20 protein-coding genes are annotated in these 18,958 nt (G+C 69.4%); 9 read left to right on the forward strand and 11 right to left on the reverse strand.

The annotated features are described in order from the left end of the window. Positions 1-5: 5 nt before the first annotated feature. From IPN03_20260 to IPN03_20295, 8 genes are all read left to right on the forward strand, one after another. On the forward strand, positions 6-1,079 hold the full coding sequence (locus IPN03_20260; GenBank protein ID MBK9375982.1) for a hypothetical protein: 1,074 nt from the start codon (positions 6-8) through the stop codon (positions 1,077-1,079). A 64-nt stretch (positions 1,080-1,143) separates the two neighbouring features. Continuing rightward, positions 1,144-2,301 carry a hypothetical protein gene (locus IPN03_20265; protein MBK9375983.1) on the forward strand — a complete coding sequence of 386 codons (1,158 nt, stop codon included), beginning with the start codon at positions 1,144-1,146 and terminating at the stop codon, positions 2,299-2,301. 33 nt (positions 2,302-2,334) lie between these two features. Continuing rightward, positions 2,335-3,774, forward strand: a complete 1,440-nt coding sequence (locus IPN03_20270; protein ID MBK9375984.1) for an amino acid decarboxylase — start codon at positions 2,335-2,337, stop codon at positions 3,772-3,774. A gap of 100 nt (positions 3,775-3,874) precedes the next feature. Further along, positions 3,875-5,098, forward strand: coding sequence for an efflux RND transporter periplasmic adaptor subunit (locus tag IPN03_20275; GenBank protein ID MBK9375985.1), 1,224 nt, complete (start codon positions 3,875-3,877; stop codon positions 5,096-5,098). Between the two features lie 10 nt (positions 5,099-5,108). Continuing rightward, a complete protein-coding gene (locus IPN03_20280; protein ID MBK9375986.1) occupies positions 5,109-5,855 on the forward strand; it encodes an ABC transporter ATP-binding protein in 747 nt (248 codons plus the stop codon). A 3-nt stretch (positions 5,856-5,858) separates the two neighbouring features. Continuing rightward, on the forward strand, positions 5,859-7,019 hold the full coding sequence (locus tag IPN03_20285) for an FtsX-like permease family protein (GenBank protein MBK9375987.1): 1,161 nt from the start codon (positions 5,859-5,861) through the stop codon (positions 7,017-7,019). A gap of 25 nt (positions 7,020-7,044) precedes the next feature. Continuing rightward, positions 7,045-8,202 carry an ABC transporter permease gene (locus tag IPN03_20290; protein MBK9375988.1) on the forward strand — a complete coding sequence of 386 codons (1,158 nt, stop codon included), beginning with the start codon at positions 7,045-7,047 and terminating at the stop codon, positions 8,200-8,202. Between the two features lie 15 nt (positions 8,203-8,217). Then, on the forward strand, positions 8,218-9,396 hold the full coding sequence (locus IPN03_20295) for an ABC transporter permease (protein ID MBK9375989.1): 1,179 nt from the start codon (positions 8,218-8,220) through the stop codon (positions 9,394-9,396). A gap of 72 nt (positions 9,397-9,468) precedes the next feature. Here IPN03_20295 and IPN03_20300 read toward each other — a convergent pair whose 3' ends face one another. From IPN03_20300 to IPN03_20345, 10 genes are all read right to left on the reverse strand, one after another. Continuing rightward, the gene (locus tag IPN03_20300; protein MBK9375990.1) at positions 9,469-9,927 is read right to left on the reverse strand and encodes a hypothetical protein; all 459 of its coding nucleotides are present in this window, start codon (positions 9,925-9,927) and stop codon (positions 9,469-9,471) included. A 4-nt stretch (positions 9,928-9,931) separates the two neighbouring features. Then, positions 9,932-10,450, reverse strand: coding sequence for a hypothetical protein (locus tag IPN03_20305; GenBank protein ID MBK9375991.1), 519 nt, complete (start codon positions 10,448-10,450; stop codon positions 9,932-9,934). 93 nt (positions 10,451-10,543) lie between these two features. After that, positions 10,544-10,933: a hypothetical protein gene (locus tag IPN03_20310; protein MBK9375992.1), complete on the reverse strand. Its 390-nt coding sequence runs from the start codon at positions 10,931-10,933 to the stop codon at positions 10,544-10,546. Between the two features lie 29 nt (positions 10,934-10,962). After that, on the reverse strand, positions 10,963-11,445 hold the full coding sequence (locus IPN03_20315) for a CoA-binding protein (GenBank protein MBK9375993.1): 483 nt from the start codon (positions 11,443-11,445) through the stop codon (positions 10,963-10,965). Positions 11,446-11,504: 59 nt separating this feature from the next. Then, positions 11,505-11,852: a hypothetical protein gene (locus tag IPN03_20320; GenBank protein ID MBK9375994.1), complete on the reverse strand. Its 348-nt coding sequence runs from the start codon at positions 11,850-11,852 to the stop codon at positions 11,505-11,507. A gap of 46 nt (positions 11,853-11,898) precedes the next feature. Further along, positions 11,899-12,219, reverse strand: coding sequence for an antibiotic biosynthesis monooxygenase (locus tag IPN03_20325; GenBank protein ID MBK9375995.1), 321 nt, complete (start codon positions 12,217-12,219; stop codon positions 11,899-11,901). A 66-nt stretch (positions 12,220-12,285) separates the two neighbouring features. Further along, positions 12,286-12,606, reverse strand: coding sequence for a hypothetical protein (locus tag IPN03_20330; protein MBK9375996.1), 321 nt, complete (start codon positions 12,604-12,606; stop codon positions 12,286-12,288). Between the two features lie 174 nt (positions 12,607-12,780). Then, entirely contained in the window at positions 12,781-13,326 is a 546-nt protein-coding gene (locus IPN03_20335) for a hypothetical protein (GenBank protein ID MBK9375997.1), read from the reverse strand. Between the two features lie 335 nt (positions 13,327-13,661). Next, positions 13,662-13,919 carry a GlsB/YeaQ/YmgE family stress response membrane protein gene (locus IPN03_20340; GenBank protein ID MBK9375998.1) on the reverse strand — a complete coding sequence of 86 codons (258 nt, stop codon included), beginning with the start codon at positions 13,917-13,919 and terminating at the stop codon, positions 13,662-13,664. Between the two features lie 48 nt (positions 13,920-13,967). Continuing rightward, positions 13,968-14,624: a hemolysin III family protein gene (locus tag IPN03_20345; GenBank protein MBK9375999.1), complete on the reverse strand. Its 657-nt coding sequence runs from the start codon at positions 14,622-14,624 to the stop codon at positions 13,968-13,970. A 134-nt stretch (positions 14,625-14,758) separates the two neighbouring features. Here IPN03_20345 and IPN03_20350 point away from each other — a divergent pair, with 134 nt between their 5' ends. After that, the gene (locus IPN03_20350) at positions 14,759-17,164 is read left to right on the forward strand and encodes a sodium-translocating pyrophosphatase (GenBank protein MBK9376000.1); all 2,406 of its coding nucleotides are present in this window, start codon (positions 14,759-14,761) and stop codon (positions 17,162-17,164) included. A 119-nt stretch (positions 17,165-17,283) separates the two neighbouring features. Here the strand turns inward: IPN03_20350 and IPN03_20355 are convergent, their stop codons facing one another. Beyond that, positions 17,284-18,942, reverse strand: a complete 1,659-nt coding sequence (locus IPN03_20355) for a nucleoside kinase (protein ID MBK9376001.1) — start codon at positions 18,940-18,942, stop codon at positions 17,284-17,286. Positions 18,943-18,958: the final 16 nt, after the last annotated feature.

Here is an 18,958-nt window from a genome sequence, read left to right on the forward strand (position 1 = left end):
AGCGCATGCCGCACCCTCTCGGCACGGACAAGGTCGAGGTGCTGCCGGGCGGAGTCGTCCGGCTCCTCTGCCGGCGGCCGAAGTCGTGGACTCCGCGCAGGCCTGCCGAACGCGGGATGGCCTCCCACCCCGGGACCGCCGTGAGGTGGGAAGACGAGCTGTGGGAGGTCGTCGCGGCTGGGCAGCTCCCGGAGGGTGGAGCGCTTTACGACCTGGCGCCCTGGGACGAGCGGAACGCGATTCGGCTCCTCCTCCCCTACGACGAGACGAGCGAGACCGAGAGAGAGGCCGACGCGCGCGACCTCGCCCGTCGCCGCGCCGCGGGCTGGCTCGCGCTCCTCCTCGCGCCCGTCGCCGGCCTCCTCCCGGGACGGGTCCAGGAGCGGCTCGGGACCGAGCTCGGAATCCGAGCAACGGCGCTCACCCTCGCCTCGACCGTCCTTCCGATGGCCGTCGGAACCTACGCTCTCCTGATGACGCTGGCAGCCGGCTTCGGCGCCGGGATGCGGCTCGGCGGGCCGGCCTTCGCGCCCCTGTTTCCGCTCCTCGCCTACTTCCTGCCCGAATCGCTCCTGCGCCTCGGCGTCGCGCTGGCCCAGGACCGCCCCGTAGGCTCCCTCCTCGGCCTCCCGCTCTACCTCCTCGCCCGGTGGACGGGGCTCGTCGGTCCGCCGTCCACGACACCCGCCGCGCAGCAGCCGGCCAGGGAGCGCCGCACCTCCGACCGGTACCTGATGCTCGAGCCCCTCCTCTCGTTGCTGCCGGAGGCGGACCAGCGGTGCCTTGCCCGGGAGCGTGGATTCGACGGCGTCACCTGGGGAAAGCGGACGGCCTGGCTCCTCCTCTTCTATCCGGGCCTGACGGCCCCGGCGCAGGCGGCCCGGATGGCGCTGACCGGCGGAGGGCTCGCCCGCGGGCTCCTCCTCCTCGCGACCCTGCTGCTGGCCGTCGAACAGGTACGGCGCCTCCTCGTCCTGCGCCGGGGAATCCCCGCGCCGAGCGTTCTGGGGCTCCTCGTCCGCCCCCTCGCCGCTCCGCTTCTGGCGGAACCGGCCCCGGGACGGCGGGCCCGGGCCTGATTTCAACGGGTCGCTGAGGCCCCTCGCTTCCGAAATCCCCGGGTTTGTGGCAAAACCGCGCCGCATGACGACGGAAGCGCTCGCCTCGCAGCTCGGGTCCCGACTCTCCGTACGCTGGATCGTGAACCCGAGGGTCGACCTCCTCTGGTTCATCGGGGGCGCGCTCGCCGCCTACGCGCTCCTCGCGGCCCATGCCGCCTTCCACGTCGACATGATCGCCGTCTGGTTCGCCTGGGTCGTCGTCCTCGACAGCCCGCATTTCTTTGCGACCATCACCCGGACGTACCTGGACCGCGAAGAGATGAAGGGAAGGAAGAGGCTCCTCCTGTCGAGCCTCCTCTGGTTCGCGGTCGGTCCCGCGGTCATCGGCGTCTCCTGGCTCCTCATGCAGGCGGGCGTCGCGTCGTACCGGTCCGCGTGGACGTCGTTTCTCCTCCTCTTCAACATCTGGGCCTACTGGCACGTCGTGAGGCAGCACTTCGGCTTCCTGAGGCTCTACGAGAGGAAGGGCGGAGAGACCGATCCGGTCGACCTGCGCATCGACGCGCTCCTCCTCTACGGCGGCCTCCTCCTCCCGTTCGGCGCCTTCGCGCTGCGCCACCCCGAGGCCCGCCCGCAGTTCGGCCTCGGGCCGCTCCCGGGGCGCGAGATGATGATCGTGACCTTCCTCGAGGTCGCGTTCGCGGCGGTCGTCGCGACCTGGGTCGTCCGGCAGGTCGCGAACTGGAGGCGCGGAGGGACGGTGAACGTCCCGAAGGTCCTCTTCCTCCTCGCCGTCATTCCGCTCTACGCGATCATCTGCCTCTGGGACGCCACCCTCTCGGCTCCCCTCCTCGGGTTCGCCGCGTTCGTGACGATCTTCCACGACCTGCAGTACCACGCGATCGTCTGGTTCCACAACAAGAACCGGTACCAGGCCCCGGGTGTCGCCCCGGAGCGGTTCGGGCTCGCCGCGAAGGTCTCGTCGAGCTTCGCCGTCTACGCGGTCGCGGCCATCGGATCGGCCGCCTTCTTCCGGTTTCTCGGCTGCGGCCTCGAGCTCTTTCCCGGCTGCTCGCCCTTCGTGTCGACCGGGAGCATGACGCTCTTCGGAACGATCAGCTGGAGCGACCTCCTCGGCGCGGTCTTCATCGGGTTCGCCATGCACCACTACTGGGTCGACCAGTTCATCTGGCGGCCCGGGAAGAGCGAGCAGCTCCGGCGGGAGCTGAAGCTCACGTAGGGCTCATCGCCCGATCGAAATAGACTCCGTTTCATGAACGGAGACTTCCCTCCCGACACCCTCCGGGCCTGGGGAGGCGCCGCCATCGAGCGCCTCGCCCGGTACTTCGAGACGATCGAGAGCCGGCCGGTCCTCGCCCGCACGAAGCCGGGCGAGCTGATGGCCCGGTTCCCCCCCGAAGCCCCCGAAGAGCCCGAGTCCTGGGACGCGATCGAGCGCGACCTCGACCGCCTCGTCGAGCCGAACCTGACGCACTGGCAGCACCCCGGCTTCATGGCCTACTTCGCCACGAACGGCTCGGTACCGGGGATCGTCGGCGAGACGCTCGCCGCCGGCTACAACCAGGTCGGCATCCTCTGGCGCTCCTCTCCCGCCTCGAACGAGATGGAGCAGGCGATGGTCCGCTGGCTCGCGAACCTCGTCGGGCTTCCGGTCGCGTTCGACGGGCAGCTCGCCGACACGGCGTCCACGGCCTCCCTCATCGCCCTCGCGGCCGCGCGCGAGCAGGCGTTTCCCGACGTGCGCAGGACGGGGCTCGCGGGCCTGCCATCCGCGGTCGTCTACTGCTCCGAGCTGGCGCACTCGTCCATCGACAAGGCCTGCGTCGTCCTCGGTCTCGGGACCTCGGGCCTCCGGAAGATCCCGACCGACGCGGAACATCGAATGGACCTGGCCGCCCTCGAAGCGGCCATCGCGGCGGACCGCGCGGCGGGACGCCGGCCGATCGCCGTCGTCGGCACCGCCGGGACCACCGCCGTCACGTCGGTCGACCCGCTTCCCGGCATCGCCGCCCTCTGCCGCCGCGAGGGGCTCTGGATGCACGTCGACGCCGCCTACGCCGGCGCCGCGGCGAGCCTTCCAGAGAAGCGGCCCCTCTTCGCCGGGTGGGAAGAGGCCGACTCGGTCGTCTGGAACCCGCACAAGTGGCTCTTCCTCCCGCTCGAGTGCACCGGCCTCTTCTTCCGGAGGATGGAGCGCGTGAGGAAGGCGTTCTCGGTCGTCCCGCAGTACCTCGAGACGCCTGAAGGGACCGCAGGCGTCCGCGAGTACATGGACTACGGCGTCCAGCTGGGACGGCGGTTCCGCGCCCTGAAGACCTGGATCACGCTTCGGACCTTCGGCGCCACGGGAATCCGCGAACGCCTCCGGGCACACATCGCCCTGGCAGAGAGGCTCGAAGCCGACCTCCGCCGCGAGCCCGACGTCGAGATCCTGGCGCCGGTCCCCTTCTCGGTCGTCGTCTTCCGCTATGCACCCTCGGACCTGTCGGAACCGGAGAGGGACGCCCTGAACCAGCGCGTGCTGGAGGCGGTGAACCGGGAGGGGCGCTTCTTCATCTCCCACGCGGTCGTCAAGGGCCGCTACGTCCTCCGGGCCGCCATCGGGAGCCTCCGAACAGAAGAGCGACACCTCGACGCCTTCCTCGAATCGGTCCGGGCCGCGCGGGCGGCCGTCGAAACATTGAAACCGTGAAGAGAGCGGCCCCGTAAATTCATCGAAGAGCCGGGGGGAGAACTGTGCCGGAAGCCGCCTGCGAGGGGCACGGGCTCGCAAGTCCCTCCGGGAGAGAAAGATGAGCCTCATAGAACCGAGCAACCGCACCGCGGACCTCTCCGCCCTGAAGATCCGGCGCGACTCCCGCCCCGATCGCGGGCGCTGGGTCCTCCCCACTATCGCGACGGTGATCGTCGTCCTGGTCGGCGCCGCTCTTGCCTGGAGCCGCGCGACCGGCACCACCTTCCGCGCGCCGGAGGTCTCCGTGACCCGCGTCGCCCTGGTGACGCCGACCCAGGCCTCGACCGTCCTCACCGCCTCGGGCTACATCGTCGCCAGGAGCAAGGCCGAGATCTCCCCGAAGTCGGTCGGGCGCGTCGCCTGGCTGAACCTCGAAGAGGGCCAGAAGGTGAGGAAGGGCGAGCTCGTCGCCCGCCTCGAGTCGCAGGAGCTGGAAGCCCAGCGCAGGCAGTACGCCGCTTCGCGCGAGCAGGCGCTGGCCGAGCTGGTCAACGCCCGCCTCGAGCGGCAGCGCGCCGCGACCCTTCTCAAGGACCTCGTCGGAAGCCAGCAGGCCTTCGACGCCGCCGACTCCCGCGTGAAGGCGCTCGAGGCCGGGGTCGCTTCGATCGAGGCGCAGGTGCGCTACGTCGAGGAGCTGATCAAGAACTCCGAGATCTACGCTCCGATCGACGGCGTCGTGACCGTGAAGAAGGCGTTCGTCGGCGAGACGGTTGCCCCGCAGGGCTTCGGCGGCGCCGGCTCCGCGGGGGCCACGTTCGCCGTCATCGTCGACCTCGGCTCCCTGGAGATGGAGGCCGACATCAACGAGCAGAACCTCGGGCGCCTCGCCATCGGCCAGCCCGCCGAAGTCGCCCTCGACGCGTACCCCGACAAGCCCTACAAGGCGCGCCTCCGGCAGATCGTGCCGACCGCGGACCGGCAGAAGGGCTCCGTGAAAGTGAAGATCGAGATTCTCGACCGGGACGCGCGGATCCTCCCCGAGATGTCGTGCCGGGTCGTCTTCCTGAACCCCGAGACGAAGGTCGACACGGAAGCGAAGCCGAAGGTGATGGTCCCCGCGGCGTCGGTCGTCGAGGTGGAAGGCAAGAAGGGGGTCCTCCTCGTGAAGGAGGGGACTGCCGTTTTCCGTCCGCTCCAGCTGGGAACGGAAACCGGGAGCCAGGTCGAGGTCGCCTCCGGCGTCGTGGGCGGCGAGGAGATCGTCGCCGAGGCGGCCGGTTCGAATGGAAAGACGGTGAAATGGCGGGCGGAGCAGAAGGTCCGCGTCAAGAAGGACTAGCGAGGAACGCATGGCCGAACCCCTGATCCGGATCGAGAACGTCGTCAAGCAGTACACCCGCGACACACAGGTCCTCACCGTCCTCGACGGCCTCTCGCTCGAGGTCGAGAAGGGGGACTTCGTCGCCCTCATGGGACCCTCGGGCTCCGGGAAGACGACGCTCCTCAACCTCATCGCCGGGATCGACCGGCCGACGAGCGGCCGCATCCTCGTTGGTCCGGACGAGGTCTCCTCGATGAGCGAGGGGGCCCTGGCGAAGTGGCGGAGCGAGCACGTCGGCTTCATCTTCCAGCTCTACAACCTCGTCCCGGTCCTGACGGCGTTCGAGAACGTCGAGCTGCCGCTCCTCCTCACGCGCCTCTCGAGGGCCGAGCGACGCAAGCAGGCGGAGACCGCCCTCGCGGTCGTTGCGCTCTCCGACCGGCTGGACCACTACCCCCGGCAGCTCTCGGGTGGCCAGGAGCAGCGCGTCGCCATCGCGCGGGCCATCGCGACCGACCCGACCCTCCTCGTCGCCGACGAGCCGACGGGCGACCTCGACGCGAAGTCGGGCGAGGAGATCCTCATCCTCCTCGAGAGGCTCCACAGCGAGTTCGGCAAGACGATCGTCATGGTCACGCACGATCCGAAGGCCGCCGCCCGGGCCCACCGGCTCGTCCACCTCGACAAGGGGGTCCTCAAGGAGGACGTGCGCGCGAAAGGCGAGAAGGGAGAGATCGGCATCGCGGCCGCCGCGGCGATCGCCGCCGGCAAGTAGCGCGTGAAGATCCTCCCGCTCGTCCTGAAGAACCTCCTGAGAAAGAAGACCCGGTCGCTCCTGACGATCGGCTCGATCGTCCTGCCGCTCTTCGTCATCTGCATCCTCGGGACGCTCCTCAGCGCGCTCGAGGCCGATCCCTCCGGCGGAAAGGGGATGTACCGGCTCATCGTCCGGCACAAGGTCTCCATCACGAACTGGCTGCCGGGCGCCTACGACCCGAAGATCCGGAACCTCCCCGGCGTCGTCGAGGCGATCCGGATGCAGTGGTTCGGCGGGTCGTACATCGACCAGTCGGCGAAGAACCAGTTCGCGCGCTTCTCCGTCACCGACGCCGACCGCCTCCTCAGGGTCTTCGACGAGGCGAAGGTCGTCGAGGGGAGCGAGGCGGAATGGGTGAGCGACCGCTCCGGCCTCCTCGTCGGCCGGCAGCTGATGAAGCGCTACGGCTGGAGACTCGGTCAGAAGGTCGCCTTCAAGGGGGACATCTACCCGATCACCCTCGAGCTGACGGTCCGTGCCGTCTTCTCGGCCGCCGACGAGAGCGGCGTCTACTTCCACCACCAGGCCGTCGAGGAGGCGCTCCCGCGCGTGAAGGGCTTCGTCGGCTGGTACTGGCTGAAGACCGATTCCATCGCCGCGACCGAGCGCGTCCCGAAGCAGATCGACGCGATGTTCGAGAACTCCTCGTACCCGACGCGGTCCGAGACGGAGAAGGAGTTCCAGAGCATGTGGGTCTCGATGCTCGGGAACGTCAAGCTCCTCGTCGGGTCGATCACGACGATCATCGCCGTCGTCATCCTCCTCATCGCCGCGAACACGATGGCGATGGCGGCCCGCGAGCGGGTCACCGAGATCGCCGTCCTGCGCGTCCTCGGTTTCACGAAGGAGAAGATCCTCGGCCTCGTCCTCGGCGAGAGCCTGGCGCTCTCCCTGTTCGGAGGGGTCCTGGGCGTCGGCCTCTTCGTGCTCCTGCTCCCCGGCTTCCGGGAGGGGCTCATGAACTCGCCGATGGCGGCCTTCGCCGCCGGCGTCCGCCTCTTCCCCGGGGTCCTCGCGATGGGCTTCGGCGTGACGGTCGCCGTGGGTCTCTTCGCAGGTCTCGTCCCGGCCATCCGCTCCGCAGAGAGGCCGATCACGGAAGGGCTGAGGCAGGTCGCGTAGCGATGGTAGCCATGGCGGTGAGCACGTGAAATTCATCCCCTACGTCTTCCGGAGCCTCTTCCGCAAGAAGACCCGCTCGATCCTGACGATCGGCTCGATCGTCCTCCCCTTCTTCGTCATCTGCGTCCTCGGAACGCTGCTGATGGCGCTCGACGCCGACCCCTCGGGCGGAAGAGGGATGTACCGCCTCGTCGTGAGGCACAAGGTCTCCCTCGCGAACTTCATCCCCGAGGCCTATCGCGAGCGGATCGCGCAGGCGCCGGGCGTGAAGGACGTGACGATCCTGAACTGGTTCGGCGGGCAGTACAAAGACAACCGCCCGGAGAACATGTTCGCCCGCTTCGGCTGCGAGCCGGAGAGCCTCCTCAGGATCTTCGACGAGGTGACGATCGTCGAGGGGACCCCCGCCGACTGGACCTCCGACCGCAGCGGCGCCCTCGTCGGCGAGCGCCTCATGAAGCGCTACGGCTGGAAGATCGGCGACAAGTTCGTGCTGAAGGGGGACATCTTCCCGGTCAACCTCGAGCTGACCGTGAGGGCCGTCTTCCGCGGCTCCGACGAGACCGGCGTTTACTTCGACCGCAGGGCGGTCGAGGAAGGGCTCCCCTGGGCGAAGGGGCAGGTCGGGACGTTCTGGATCAAGGCCGAGTCGGCCGAGGCGGCCCAGAGCCTTCCCCGCCTCGTCGACGCGATGTTCGAGAACTCCGCGGCCCCGACGAAGACGGAGACCGAGAAGGAGTTCCAGAACGGCTTCGTCTCGATGCTCGGGAACGTCCGAGCCGTCGTGACCGGCATTTCGACCGCGATCGCCCTCGTCATCCTCCTCATCTCGGCGAACACGATGGCGATGGCCGCCCGCGAGAGGGTCACCGAGATCGCCGTCCTGCGCACCCTCGGCTTCGGCAAGCCGCTCGTCCTCACCCTCATCCTCGCCGAGAGCCTCCTTCTCTCCGCCACGGGGGCCGTCGTCGGCCTCGGCCTCTTCCGCCTCGCCTTCCCGGTGCTCAAGGAGGGCCTCCTGAACTCGCCGATGGCCGGCTTCGCCGCCGGGATGCAGCTCTTCCCCGAGGTCCTCCTGACGGGCATCGGCGTCACCCTCTTCGTCGGCCTCGTCGCCGGGATCGTCCCGGCCATCCGCTCCGCCCAGCGCTCCATCCCCGACGGCCTCCGCCAGGTCGGGTAGAGAGAGGTATCGAACGTGCTCGGAATCCCGCTGAAGTACAACGTGAGAAACCTCTTCGTCCGGAAGGTCACGACGACGCTCACCGTCCTCGGCATCGCGCTCGTCGTGGCGGTCTTCCTCTGCGTCATGGCGCTCGGCGAGGGGCTGACGCGGGTCTTCACCGCGTCGGGCTCGGAGAAGAACGTCCTCGTCCTGCGCCAGAACTCGCAGTCGGAGCTGCAGTCGGGGATCGGGCGCGACCAGGCGCAGCTCGTGAGGGCACTGGCGGGCATCGAGAAGGACGCGGACGGCAAGCCGATCGTCTCCGCCGAGCTCGTCGTCGTCCTCAACCTCGACAAGCGCGACGGCGGCTCGTCGAACGTCACGATCCGCGGCGTCGAGGAGAAGGGAATGGCGCTCCGCCCGCAGATGAAACAGACCGAGGGGCGGATGTTCGTCCCGGGGACGTCGGAGGTCATCGTCGCCGAGAGCGTCGCGCGCCGGTTCAAGGGGGCGGAAGTCGGCGACGAGATCCGCTTCGGCGCCTACCGCTGGAAAGTCGTCGGACACTTCGACGCCGGCGGCACCGCGCCCGACAGCGAGATCTGGACCGACTCGGAAGGGATGCTCAACACGTTCCAGCGCGGCGGCTTCTCCTCGATCCTCGCACGGACGACCGACCGGGCCGCGCGCGACCAGTTCGTCGCCGGCGTCGCGGGGGACGCGCGCCTCGCCCTCGAGGGGAAGATCGAGCGGGCCTACTACGACGAGCAGACGGCGACGGCCGCTCCGATCAAGTTCCTCGGCTTCTTCGTCGGCATCGTCATGGCCATAGGCGCCTGCTTCGGCGCGATGAACACGATGTACGCGGCGGTCTCCTCCCGGACGCGCGAGATCGCGACGCTGAGGGCCCTCGGCTTCTCGCGGCTCTCGATCCTCGTGTCGTTCGTCCTCGAGTCGATCGCCCTCGCGTTCATCGGGGGCGTGGTCGGCTGCGCGCTGGCGTTTCTCCTCGTGAAGGTCGCCCTCTCGGGCGTCACCGGCACGACGAACTTCGCGACGTTCGCCGAGGTCGTCTTCGCCTTCCGCCTGACGCCCCAGCTCCTCGTGACGGGAATCGTCTTCTCGCTCGTGATGGGATTCTTCGGCGGCCTCTTCCCGGCGGGCCGGGCGGCCTTCACGAAGATCACGGCGGCACTGCGTCAGGTGGGCTGACTCAGCCCCGTCCCCCCGGCCGCGGCGGGTCTCGAGCGTCCGGGGTCCGAGGGCCGGGGGAAGCGGCGGGACCTACCGACCCGTCGACCAGGCGTAGGCCGCGTCGGAGGCGCGATCGAACGCGACGAACGTGCGCAGGGGTACCGCCCGGCCTGCTCCGGAGTAGACGTCGGCCGCGAGGACCGTCGTCTCCCGCGCGGGGACGACCTGGACGAGCCCCCGGAACCACCAGTCGGCTCCCTGCGGGGCTCGAAACGTCAGCGTCGCCACCTGTCCGTCCGGGATGCGCAGCAGCTCGGCTTCGAGGAGCCGACGGTCCGTCTCGGGGAGACGGAACCGGAGCCAGAAGGCGCCGCTCCCGTCGTCGGACTGGACCTTGAGCTCCGTCGCCGACGGGGGTACCCAGGCCGGCACCGCGCCTCCCGCCTCCACACGGTTTCCGAAGGCGGAGGTCGCCGGGTCACCCCCTCCGCACGCGGACACCGCCCCGAGCAGGACGAGGGCCAGAGAGACGGCGAGGCGGCGCGTCACCGCGCTACTGGCACTTGCCGACGTTGTCGCGGACGTACTCCGCGATCGTCCCCTTCTTCACCCTGGAGCGAAGATCGTCCAGGAGGGGCCAGCGCCAGCGGGGCTTCTGCTTCAGCAGGCTCTCGTAGAGGCGAATCGTGCTCTCCAGCCCGCCGACGAAGATCGCCTCGCGATCCGCGGCCTTGTCGGGGTTCTGGATCGCCCACGCGGCGTTCCCGAAGTAGAGCTGCCCGATGATCTCGGGCGCCCCGTTCCGGCCCTGGCCGTTCAGCGGCTCCAGGAGCTCCGGGCACGTCGAGATGAAGAGGTCGGGCGCGTTGACGATGAAGTTCGTCAGCCATTGCCGGGCGTTCTCGGCACCCGAGGCGAGCGGGTCGTCCTCGAGCTGCTTGACGAGAGCCAGTGCCTGCGCCTTGTCCTCCGCGGAGGAGGCGGTGGCGTCCTGCGCGAAGCACGGGGCGGCGGCGACGAGGGCGATCAACAGGGCCGGCAGCGTGTGACGCATGATGGAGAACCTCTTCATGGGATCGTTACTATGCCTGAAAAGCGGCTTCACTTCACGCGGGGACCGCCGGGGGCGCCTCGTGCCGGGTGACGGCGCCCCTTCGGACCCGTCTCAGCTCGGCGACCGGACGAGGAGAGCGGCGAGAAGCCCGGCGAGGACGAGGGAACCGAGGAGGCAGAGCCCGAGAAGCCAGAGGTCGATCCGGCCGTAGCCGGGCAGGGCGGGCATCCGGCGTGCGAGGAAGAGGCCGAGGACCGAGAGGCCGAGAATCAGGACGGCCGGTACCCCCACCAGCACCCATGGAACGCCCCCGGACGAGGCGACGATCACGAGAAAGCCGGACAGCAGGCTGACCGCGACGAGACCCGCGGAGGGACCGAAAAGCCGGCTCTCCTCGAAGCGCCCCTGGACGAAGACGGCGGCCAGGGCCACCGAAGCCACGCCGAACGAGACGACACCTGCCGAGAACGCCAGGACGAACGAGGTGAACGAGGAATCCACGGGACCTCCGGAGAGATCCTAACGCCCCTTCAGGCTCTCGCCGCCTCCGCCGGGAGCCTGCCCAGGAGGCTCCAGAGCCCTCGATGGAACCTGTGCAATCCGCTGACGCCGGTCAGGAACATCACGAGACAGTGCCCGTGGACGAGCGACAGGCCGTGCTGCCGCGCGATCCGGACGGCCTCGTCGGACCCGGCACCCTGCTGGAGCCAGACCCTCCGGATTCCCGCCGCCGCCGCCTCGGCGACGAGCCGGACCGCCTCGACCGGGGGCGTCACGACGACGAGGCCGTCGACGCCTCCCTCGATCGCCGCGAGGCTCCGCGCGCAGGCGAGCCCCTCCAGCTCCGCGGCGACCGGGTGGACCGGAACGACCTCGTACCCGCGCTCCTCAAGCTCGCGGAGGATCACGTTCCCGAACTTCTTCCCCGAGCGCGAGGCACCGGCCAGCGCGAGGCGTTTCTGCGCGACGAAATCCCGGACGAGGTCGGACGTCACCGAGGGATCACGGCTCATGTCTCACCTTTCGGGCCACCTGTCGCGGCCGACTCTCCATTTTTCCGCCGATGGGGCGGCTACTCGACCAAAAGCAGCTGCGCCGTTCCGCCGAGGCGGGCGAGCGCGCCGCTGCCCGGCTTGCCCTCGGTCTTCCTCTCGACGTAGAGAAGCACCCCGAAGTCGGGGAAGTCGGGCTCGACGAACGCGTCGTCCGGGTCGTCGGTGTCCTCGTCGAAGCCCGCGTCGCGGTTCGGGCGGAGGATCAGGTCGGACTCGGGCTCGTCCAGCGGGGCGAAGTAGTAGGGGCCGATCGACGCGCTCTCGTGGAGCCGGAACGTGACTTCGAGGAGCCGTTCCACCTCCTCGCGCACCCTCTCGACGTCGTCGGAGAGAAATCCCCAGAGCTCGACGGCAGCTTCGCTCATACGCCGATTCTGCACGAGGAGCGGCGCTCCCGAAACGGCGGCCCCTTCAGCCTCGGCGCTCCTCGACGCGCGGCTCCCAGAAGGAGATCTCGGGCGGCCCCGCGAAGAGCTCCGGCGCCGTCTGGATGAAAGCGCGGATGTGAGGGGTCTGCATGTGGGGCCCGACGTACGAGGCCTGGTCGGTCCACTCTTCGTCCAGGAGGATCCGGGTCGGGTCGGCGACGTCCTGGTGAATCGTGATGCCGAGGCACGCCGGCTCCTCGGCGACGACCGTCGCGACGAGGGTGGAAAGTGCGCTCAGGCCGTCGCTCGCCCGGCCGGGCTGAGCCTGGTAGACGATGAGGACCTTGATCGAATTTCGCGGCATGCCGCCCTCCTGTGCCTGACGGGAGAATAGAACGCGACCGCGGTCGGGCGCGCCGGCCCCGGCCGGTCAGAACAGCTTCTCGGCCTTCATCCTCGCGAGGCCCGCTTTCGTCAGGCTCGCGAGCTCCCGGAAGAGCGTCTCGTCCGGTGCCCGGAAGTTGAAGCACGACTTCCCCTGCATCCTCGCCTTCAAGCCCTCCGATATTCCGTCGAGGAGATCGGGGAACATGTAGACGGGAAAGAGGTGAAAGGAGACGTAGTTCTTCATCACCTGGACCCCGCCGAAGAAGAGCTCCTTCTTCCACTTCTCCGAATAGGGCGTGTTCAGGGAGTAGCCCTTCGGGCCGTCGGCGGTCACCTTCAGTCCCTTCGCGTGGGCGGAGAGGATCTTCCGGAGCGCGGCGAAGGCGTCGGCCGACTCGGCCGCAGTGGCGCGGGCGGGGGGCGATTTCGCCGGAGTCGAGGGCATGGCGGCCTCCTTCGGGTGACGGGTCGTCTCGGGAAGGCTACCAGCCGTCAGGGCCCTGGACACCATCCTCCGCCTGCAGACCCACCCCGAAATCTAGGGCTCGAGAGGTGGCTCGAGGGCCGCCCGGACCTGCCAGTGGCCGGGTCTCTTCCGGAGCCACGAGCGAAGCAGGACGCACTCCTCGCACGAGGCCGACGGGAAGCCGTACGACACGCCGTCGAGGACTCGGCCAGTCAGGCCCTGGTCGACTCCGAGATAAGCGTCGACGAGCCCGGGCTCGCTTCCGTCTCCCGAGAGGCCCGACAGGCCGGCTTCGAGGGCCGCCCAGCGAAGAGGCCGCAGGCCGACCCCGGCGCAGACCTCCGCCACCTCGCCGCCGAGGAAGACGTCGCAGGACGGGGCGAGGAACGCCTCGAACGCCGCCTGCACGTAGGCGATCCGGCTCTCCTTCGGCAGGCGCGCATCGACGAACGCGCGTCTGCGTTCGCCGACGTCGCGTGCGGGGAGGTCTGCGACCGCCCAGGGGAGCGGGACCCCGGCCCCGGAACGTGGCCGGACCCACCCCTCACGCCCCGGCCTCGTGCCCGGTGCAGCCGCGAGCCGGCGCTTCAGCTCGTCCGCCGCGTCGACCAGCGCCACCGCAGCCGCCTCGCTCCGGAGGCCGGCTGTCGCCCGCCCGAACGCGTCGAAGACGACGGGAAGCCTCGTTCCGTCCTCCCGGATCCAGTCCTCCAGGACGTCGAGCAGCCGGGGAAAGAGGCGGTAGGTCCAGCGCTTCGAGGCCGCCTCGAGGACGGGCCAGGCGAGCGACTCGCCGTTGGCTGAGCCGTCGGCGATCAGACCGAGGGCACGCCCGGCCGGCGAAGGGCCGAAGGGCCCGGAGCGCTGGGCGGCCAGCGGGGCGGCCGCGGCGATGGCGAAGGCGGCCGCGACCAGGGCCGCGACGAGGCGTGAACGGACCGCCTTCGGGCTGCTCAGGCGGTCTTCGCCTTCCCCTTCACCAGGCTGAAGATGACGAGCAGGACGATCGCCCCGATCAGCGCCATGATGAACCCGGCCGCTTCGCCCTCCTTGTAGAAGCCGACGAGCCTGCCGAGGAACGTCGCGATGAGCGAGCCGGCGATGCCCAGGACGGTCGTGAGGATGATCCCCATGTTCTCCTTCCCCGGGTGGAGGAGCTTGGCGATGACACCGACGACGAACCCGATGAGGATGGACCACAGGATGCTCAGCATGGGGTCATTCTCGGCGCATTGGAGCGTCGCCGCAATGTTCGGGCTTCAGCCCCTGCCGGACCAGCCGAGGATCGCCACGAAGTGGCAGACGCTCCCTCCCAGGACGAAGAGGTGCCAGACCGCGTGCGCGTAACGGACCCTCCCCGCCGCGTAAAACGCCACGCCTCCCGTATAGAGAAGCCCCCCCGCCACGAGCCAGGCCAGGCCAGGCCACGGGACCGAGGCCAGGAGCGGCTTCGCCGCCACCACGACGAGCCACCCCATCGCGACGTAGAGGCCGACCGCGATCTTGTGGACCTTCTTGCCGAACGCGAACTCGAGGGCGATGCCGGTCCCGGCGATGGCCCAGACGAGAGCGAGGAGCGTCCATCCCCAGGGCCCCCGCAGAACGCCGAGCGTGAACGGCGTGTACGACCCGGCGATCAGGAGGTAGATCGCCGTGTGGTCGAGCTTCTGGAGGACCTGCTTGGCGCGCGAGGGCCGCACCGCGTGGTAGAGCGTCGAGACGAGGTAGAGCGCGACGAGGGAGCTCGCGAAGACCGCAGACCCGACGACCTCCGGCGCTCCCCAGCGCTGCGACGCAGCGACGAGGAGGAAGGGGAAAGCGACGAGGCTGGCGACGAGGCCGGCGCCGTGGGTCACGGCGTTGGCGATCTCCTCTCCCTTCGTCAGGGGCCGGGCGGTGGAGCTGCAATCCTGCATCCGGGCAGATGCTAACCCGGCCTGCCCCGCGGGAAAGGATTTGAAATACGCCTTGGACCGGCAGAGAATCACGCGTTTCTTTTCCCACTCCACATTCCCCGGTGAACGTGAAAGCAGAGCAAGGGGGACCCGTAATGAGCCAGCTGCCCAGGCAGGTCACTATTCTCGGTTTCGCTGCCCTCACCGCCCTGGCGACCGGGGCGCCGGCTGCGGCGGCCGGCACGCCGTCGAACATCGACGTGATCTGGTGGATCGCGCCCATCTCCTCGGTCGTGGCGCTCGCCATGGCCTGGGTGCTGTTCCGGATGATGCGCGCGGCGCCGGCCGGCAACGACCGGATGCAGGAGATCGCCCAGTACGTGCGCGAAGGCGCGTTCGCGTACCTGCGCCGGCAGTACAGGGTCGTCGGGATCGTCTTCGCCGTCCTGGCCATCCTGCTGACCGTCCTGGCGTTCATGGGGATCCAGAACCCGTTCGTCCCCGTCGCCTTCCTGACCGGCGGCCTCTTCTCGGGCATCTGCGGGTTCATCGGCATGAACACCGCGACCCTCGCCTCCTCCCGGACGGCCGAGGGCTGCCGCCACTCGCTGAACCGCGGCCTGCAGGTCGCGTTCCGCAGCGGCGCGGTCATGGGCCTCGTCGTCGTCGGCTTCGGCCTCCTCGACATCTGCATCTGGTACCTGATCCTCGACAACCTCGTCTACACCCCGGCGAACATGCTGAACGGCCTGAAGGCCCTCGGGCTGACCTTCGTCCACGCCGGGACGAACGAGCACGACAAGCTCGTCGAGATCACCGTCACGATGCTGACCTTCGGCATGGGCGCCTCCACGCAGGCCCTCTTCGCCCGCGTCGGCGGCGGCATCTACACCAAGGCCGCCGACGTCGGCGCCGACCTCGTCGGCAAGGTCGAGGCCGGCATCCCCGAGGACGACCCCCGCAACCCGGCGACCATCGCGGACAACGTCGGCGACAACGTGGGCGACGTGGCCGGCATGGGCGCCGACCTCTACGAGTCCTACTGCGGCTCCATCCTCTCCACCGCCGCGCTCGGCGCCGCGATCCCCGCGCTCGGCAAGGTCGGCGTCCTGGCCCCGATGATCGTGGCCGGCGTCGGCACGGTCCTCTCGATCATCGGCATCTTCATGGTCCGCACGGGTGAAGAGGCCACCCAGAAGAACCTGCTCCGCTCGCTCCTCATCGGGACGCTCGGCGCCAGCGCCCTCATCGTCCCGGCGGTCGCGCTCCTCGCCTACTTCGGCTACGTGCCGCCGGGCGTCTGGATCTCGGTCATCGCCGGCCTCTTCGCGGGCGTCATCATCGGCCAGGTCACCGAGTACTACACGTCGGACGAGTATGGCCCGACGAAGGGGATCGCGAAGCAGGCGACCATGGGTCCCGCCACCGCGGTCATCGACGGCATGGCGGTCGGCATGTACTCCACGGGCATCCCGGTCGTCACGATCGTCGCCGCCATCCTGGTCTCGTTCTGGGCCCCCGGCGGCTTCACCGACGTGTCCCTCGGCCTCTACGGCATCGGATTCGCGGCGGTCGGCATGCTGGCGACCCTCGGCATCACCCTCGCGACCGACGCCTTCGGCCCGATCGCCGACAACGCGGGCGGCAACGCCGAGATGGCGCACCTCCCCGCAGAGGTCCGCCACCGCACCGACGCCCTCGACTCGCTCGGCAACACCACCGCGGCGACCGGCAAGGGCTTCGCCATCGGCTCCGCGGCGTTGACCGCGATGGCGCTGCTGGCCGGCTACCTGGAGGAGATCCGCGTGTGGCTGGGCCGGATGGCGGCGGAGGCCCCGAACCTCCTGGCCATCCAGGGTCCCATCGCCTTCTTCAAGGGGAAGACGGCCGAGGCTCCCGCCGAGGTCGTCGCGGCCGCCGCCGCCGCCGGGAAGACACTGGTCGGCACCGGCAGCGCGACGATGGCCACGTTCATGGCCGCCTACGACGCCACCCTGATGAACCCGTCCGTCCTCTGCGGCATCTTCATCGGCGCCATGATGGTCCTCGTCTTCTCGGCCATGACGCTGAAGGCGGTCGGCCGTGCCGCCGGCTCGATGGTCGAAGAGGTCCGCCGCCAGTTCAAGGAGATGCCGGGCATCATGCAGGGCACCACCAAGCCCGACTACGCCAGGTGCGTCGCCATCTCCACGGCCGGCGCCCAGCGCGAGATGCTGGTCCCCTCGCTGCTCTCGATCGTGGTCCCCATCGTCGTCGGCATCGTCTTCGGCGTCGCCGGCGTCATGGGCCTCCTCGTCGGCAGCCTCTCCTGCGGCTTCGTCCTCGCGATCATGCTCAACAACGCCGGCGGGGCGTGGGACAACGCCAAGAAGCACATCGAACGCGGCAACTACGGCGGCAAGGGTTCCGACGCCCACAAGGCCGCCGTCGCCTGCGACACGATCGGCGACCCCTTCAAGGACACGACCGGGCCCTCGCTCAACATCCTCATCAAGCTGATGACGATGGTCTCCGTCGTCTTCTCCGGCGTGGTCGTCGCCTTCGGCGGAAAGCTCTTCTAGGCAACGACGCCGCCCGGGCGCGGCGATCGGGAATCACAAAGGGGCGCGTGAAGACGCGCCCCTTTGCTTTCCGGGCCTCGTCGTTGGCCCGCCCGATCGTCAGCCCGGCCTGGCGGGCCCTACTTGTACGAGAAGCCGCTCCCCCCGATGAACTCCCTGAGGATGCTCGTGGCGGGGACGCTGTCGGGCCAGACGGGGACGAAGAGCTCGAAGAAGCGGCGCAGCTGGTACCCCTTGGCCTGGGCCGGCGAGTCGGGCGGGATCTCGAGGAGGTAGCGGTAGGCGAAGCTCTTCAGGACGGCCGTCTCGTAGGCGAGGGCCGAGTTGAACATCGCGTTGCAGTGCTCCTGGAACGGGAAGATGTGCTTCTCCTCCCCCGCGCGCACCTTCGGCCAGCGCAGGATCGTCGTCGCGGCGGAGTAGTTGCGGTACTTCCGGTCTCGGACGATGCGGCGCAGGAGCCGTGCGTCGCTCGTCCTGATCCGGTTGTGGTCGTCGATGCAGAGCTGCGTCAGGGCGTTGATGAAGATCCGGAACTTCTGGTTCTCCGCGACCGTCTCGGTCAGGCGAGGGTTGAGCGCGTGGATCCCCTCGATGAGGAGGACCTCGTTCCGGCCCAGCTGCCTCAGCCGCCAGTCGGCCTCGGCCTTCCTCTGCCCGACGCGGAAGTCGTAGACGGGCGTCAGGACCTCGCGCCCGTCCACGAGGTCCTTCAGGTGCGGCAGGAAGAGCGGCAGGTCGATCGCCTCGAGGGCCTCGAAGTCGAGGTCTCCCTCCTCGTCGAGCGGCGTCTTCTCGCGGTCGACGTAATAGTCGTCGAGCGAGAGGGTCCGCGGCGTGATGCCGTTCACCTCGAGCTGGATGGAGAGGCGCTTGACGAAGGTCGTCTTGCCGGAAGACGAGGGGCCCGCGATGCAGACGACACGGAGCTCGTCGCGCCGGGCCGCGATCCGGTCGGCCAGCTCGGCGATCTTCTTCTCGTGCTGCCCCTCGGCGATCTGGATGACGTGCTTGATCCGGTCGCCGAGGCAGAGGTCGTTCAGGTCGGGGACCGTCCCGACGCCGATCAGCTCGTTCCAGCGCTTCGTCTCGGTGTAGGCGTTGAAGAGGACCTGCCCCTCTTCCCTCACCCCGGCCGGCTCTGCGGGCTGGCCGTCGAAGACGAGGAGGAGGCCCTGGGCGTAGGCCTCGACGTGGAAGCTCCGGCAGCAGCGGACCGAGAGGGCGTAGGGGCCGTGCCGGATGTCGGTGAACCCGAGGCACGAGACGAGCGGAACGCGGTGCGACGGCCAGACGCGCAGCAGGCGCACCTTGAGCGTCTCCCCCTCCTGCTCGAAGAGGTGGAGGGCGGCGTCGATCGAGACTTCCTGCCGGACGACCTGCCGGCCGGCGTCCGCCTCGCGGTGGAACGCCGCGTCGAGCGCGGCGGCGAGCTCGGGCAGGGGCGGGTGCGCCCCCGAAACGCCGTAGTGGTAGCCCCCCCTGAGGCTCTGCCCGACGTGGAGGCGCGCCTGGGGAAAGAGCTTCCGGGCGATGCCGTGGAGGAGGAGGGTGGCGGTGCGCCGAACGACCTCCTCGCCCTCGCGGGAGGTGGCGCCGACGGGCTCGACGCGGCTCGGGCACTCGACCGGGAAGTCGAGGGCGACGACGCGGTTGTTGAGACAGGCGGCGACGACGTCGAGGTCTTGCGTCGGGCCGGCGTCGAGCAGCTCGCCGACGGTCGTCCCCTCGAGGACCTCGGTCTTCGTCCAGGGGAGCTCGACCGGTATCAGCGCCATGTGGGCTCCGGTCCCC

The sequence above is a fragment of the Holophagales bacterium genome, assembly GCA_016719485.1.
In the GTDB taxonomy this organism is placed as follows: Bacteria; Acidobacteriota; Thermoanaerobaculia; order UBA5066; family UBA5066; genus UBA5066.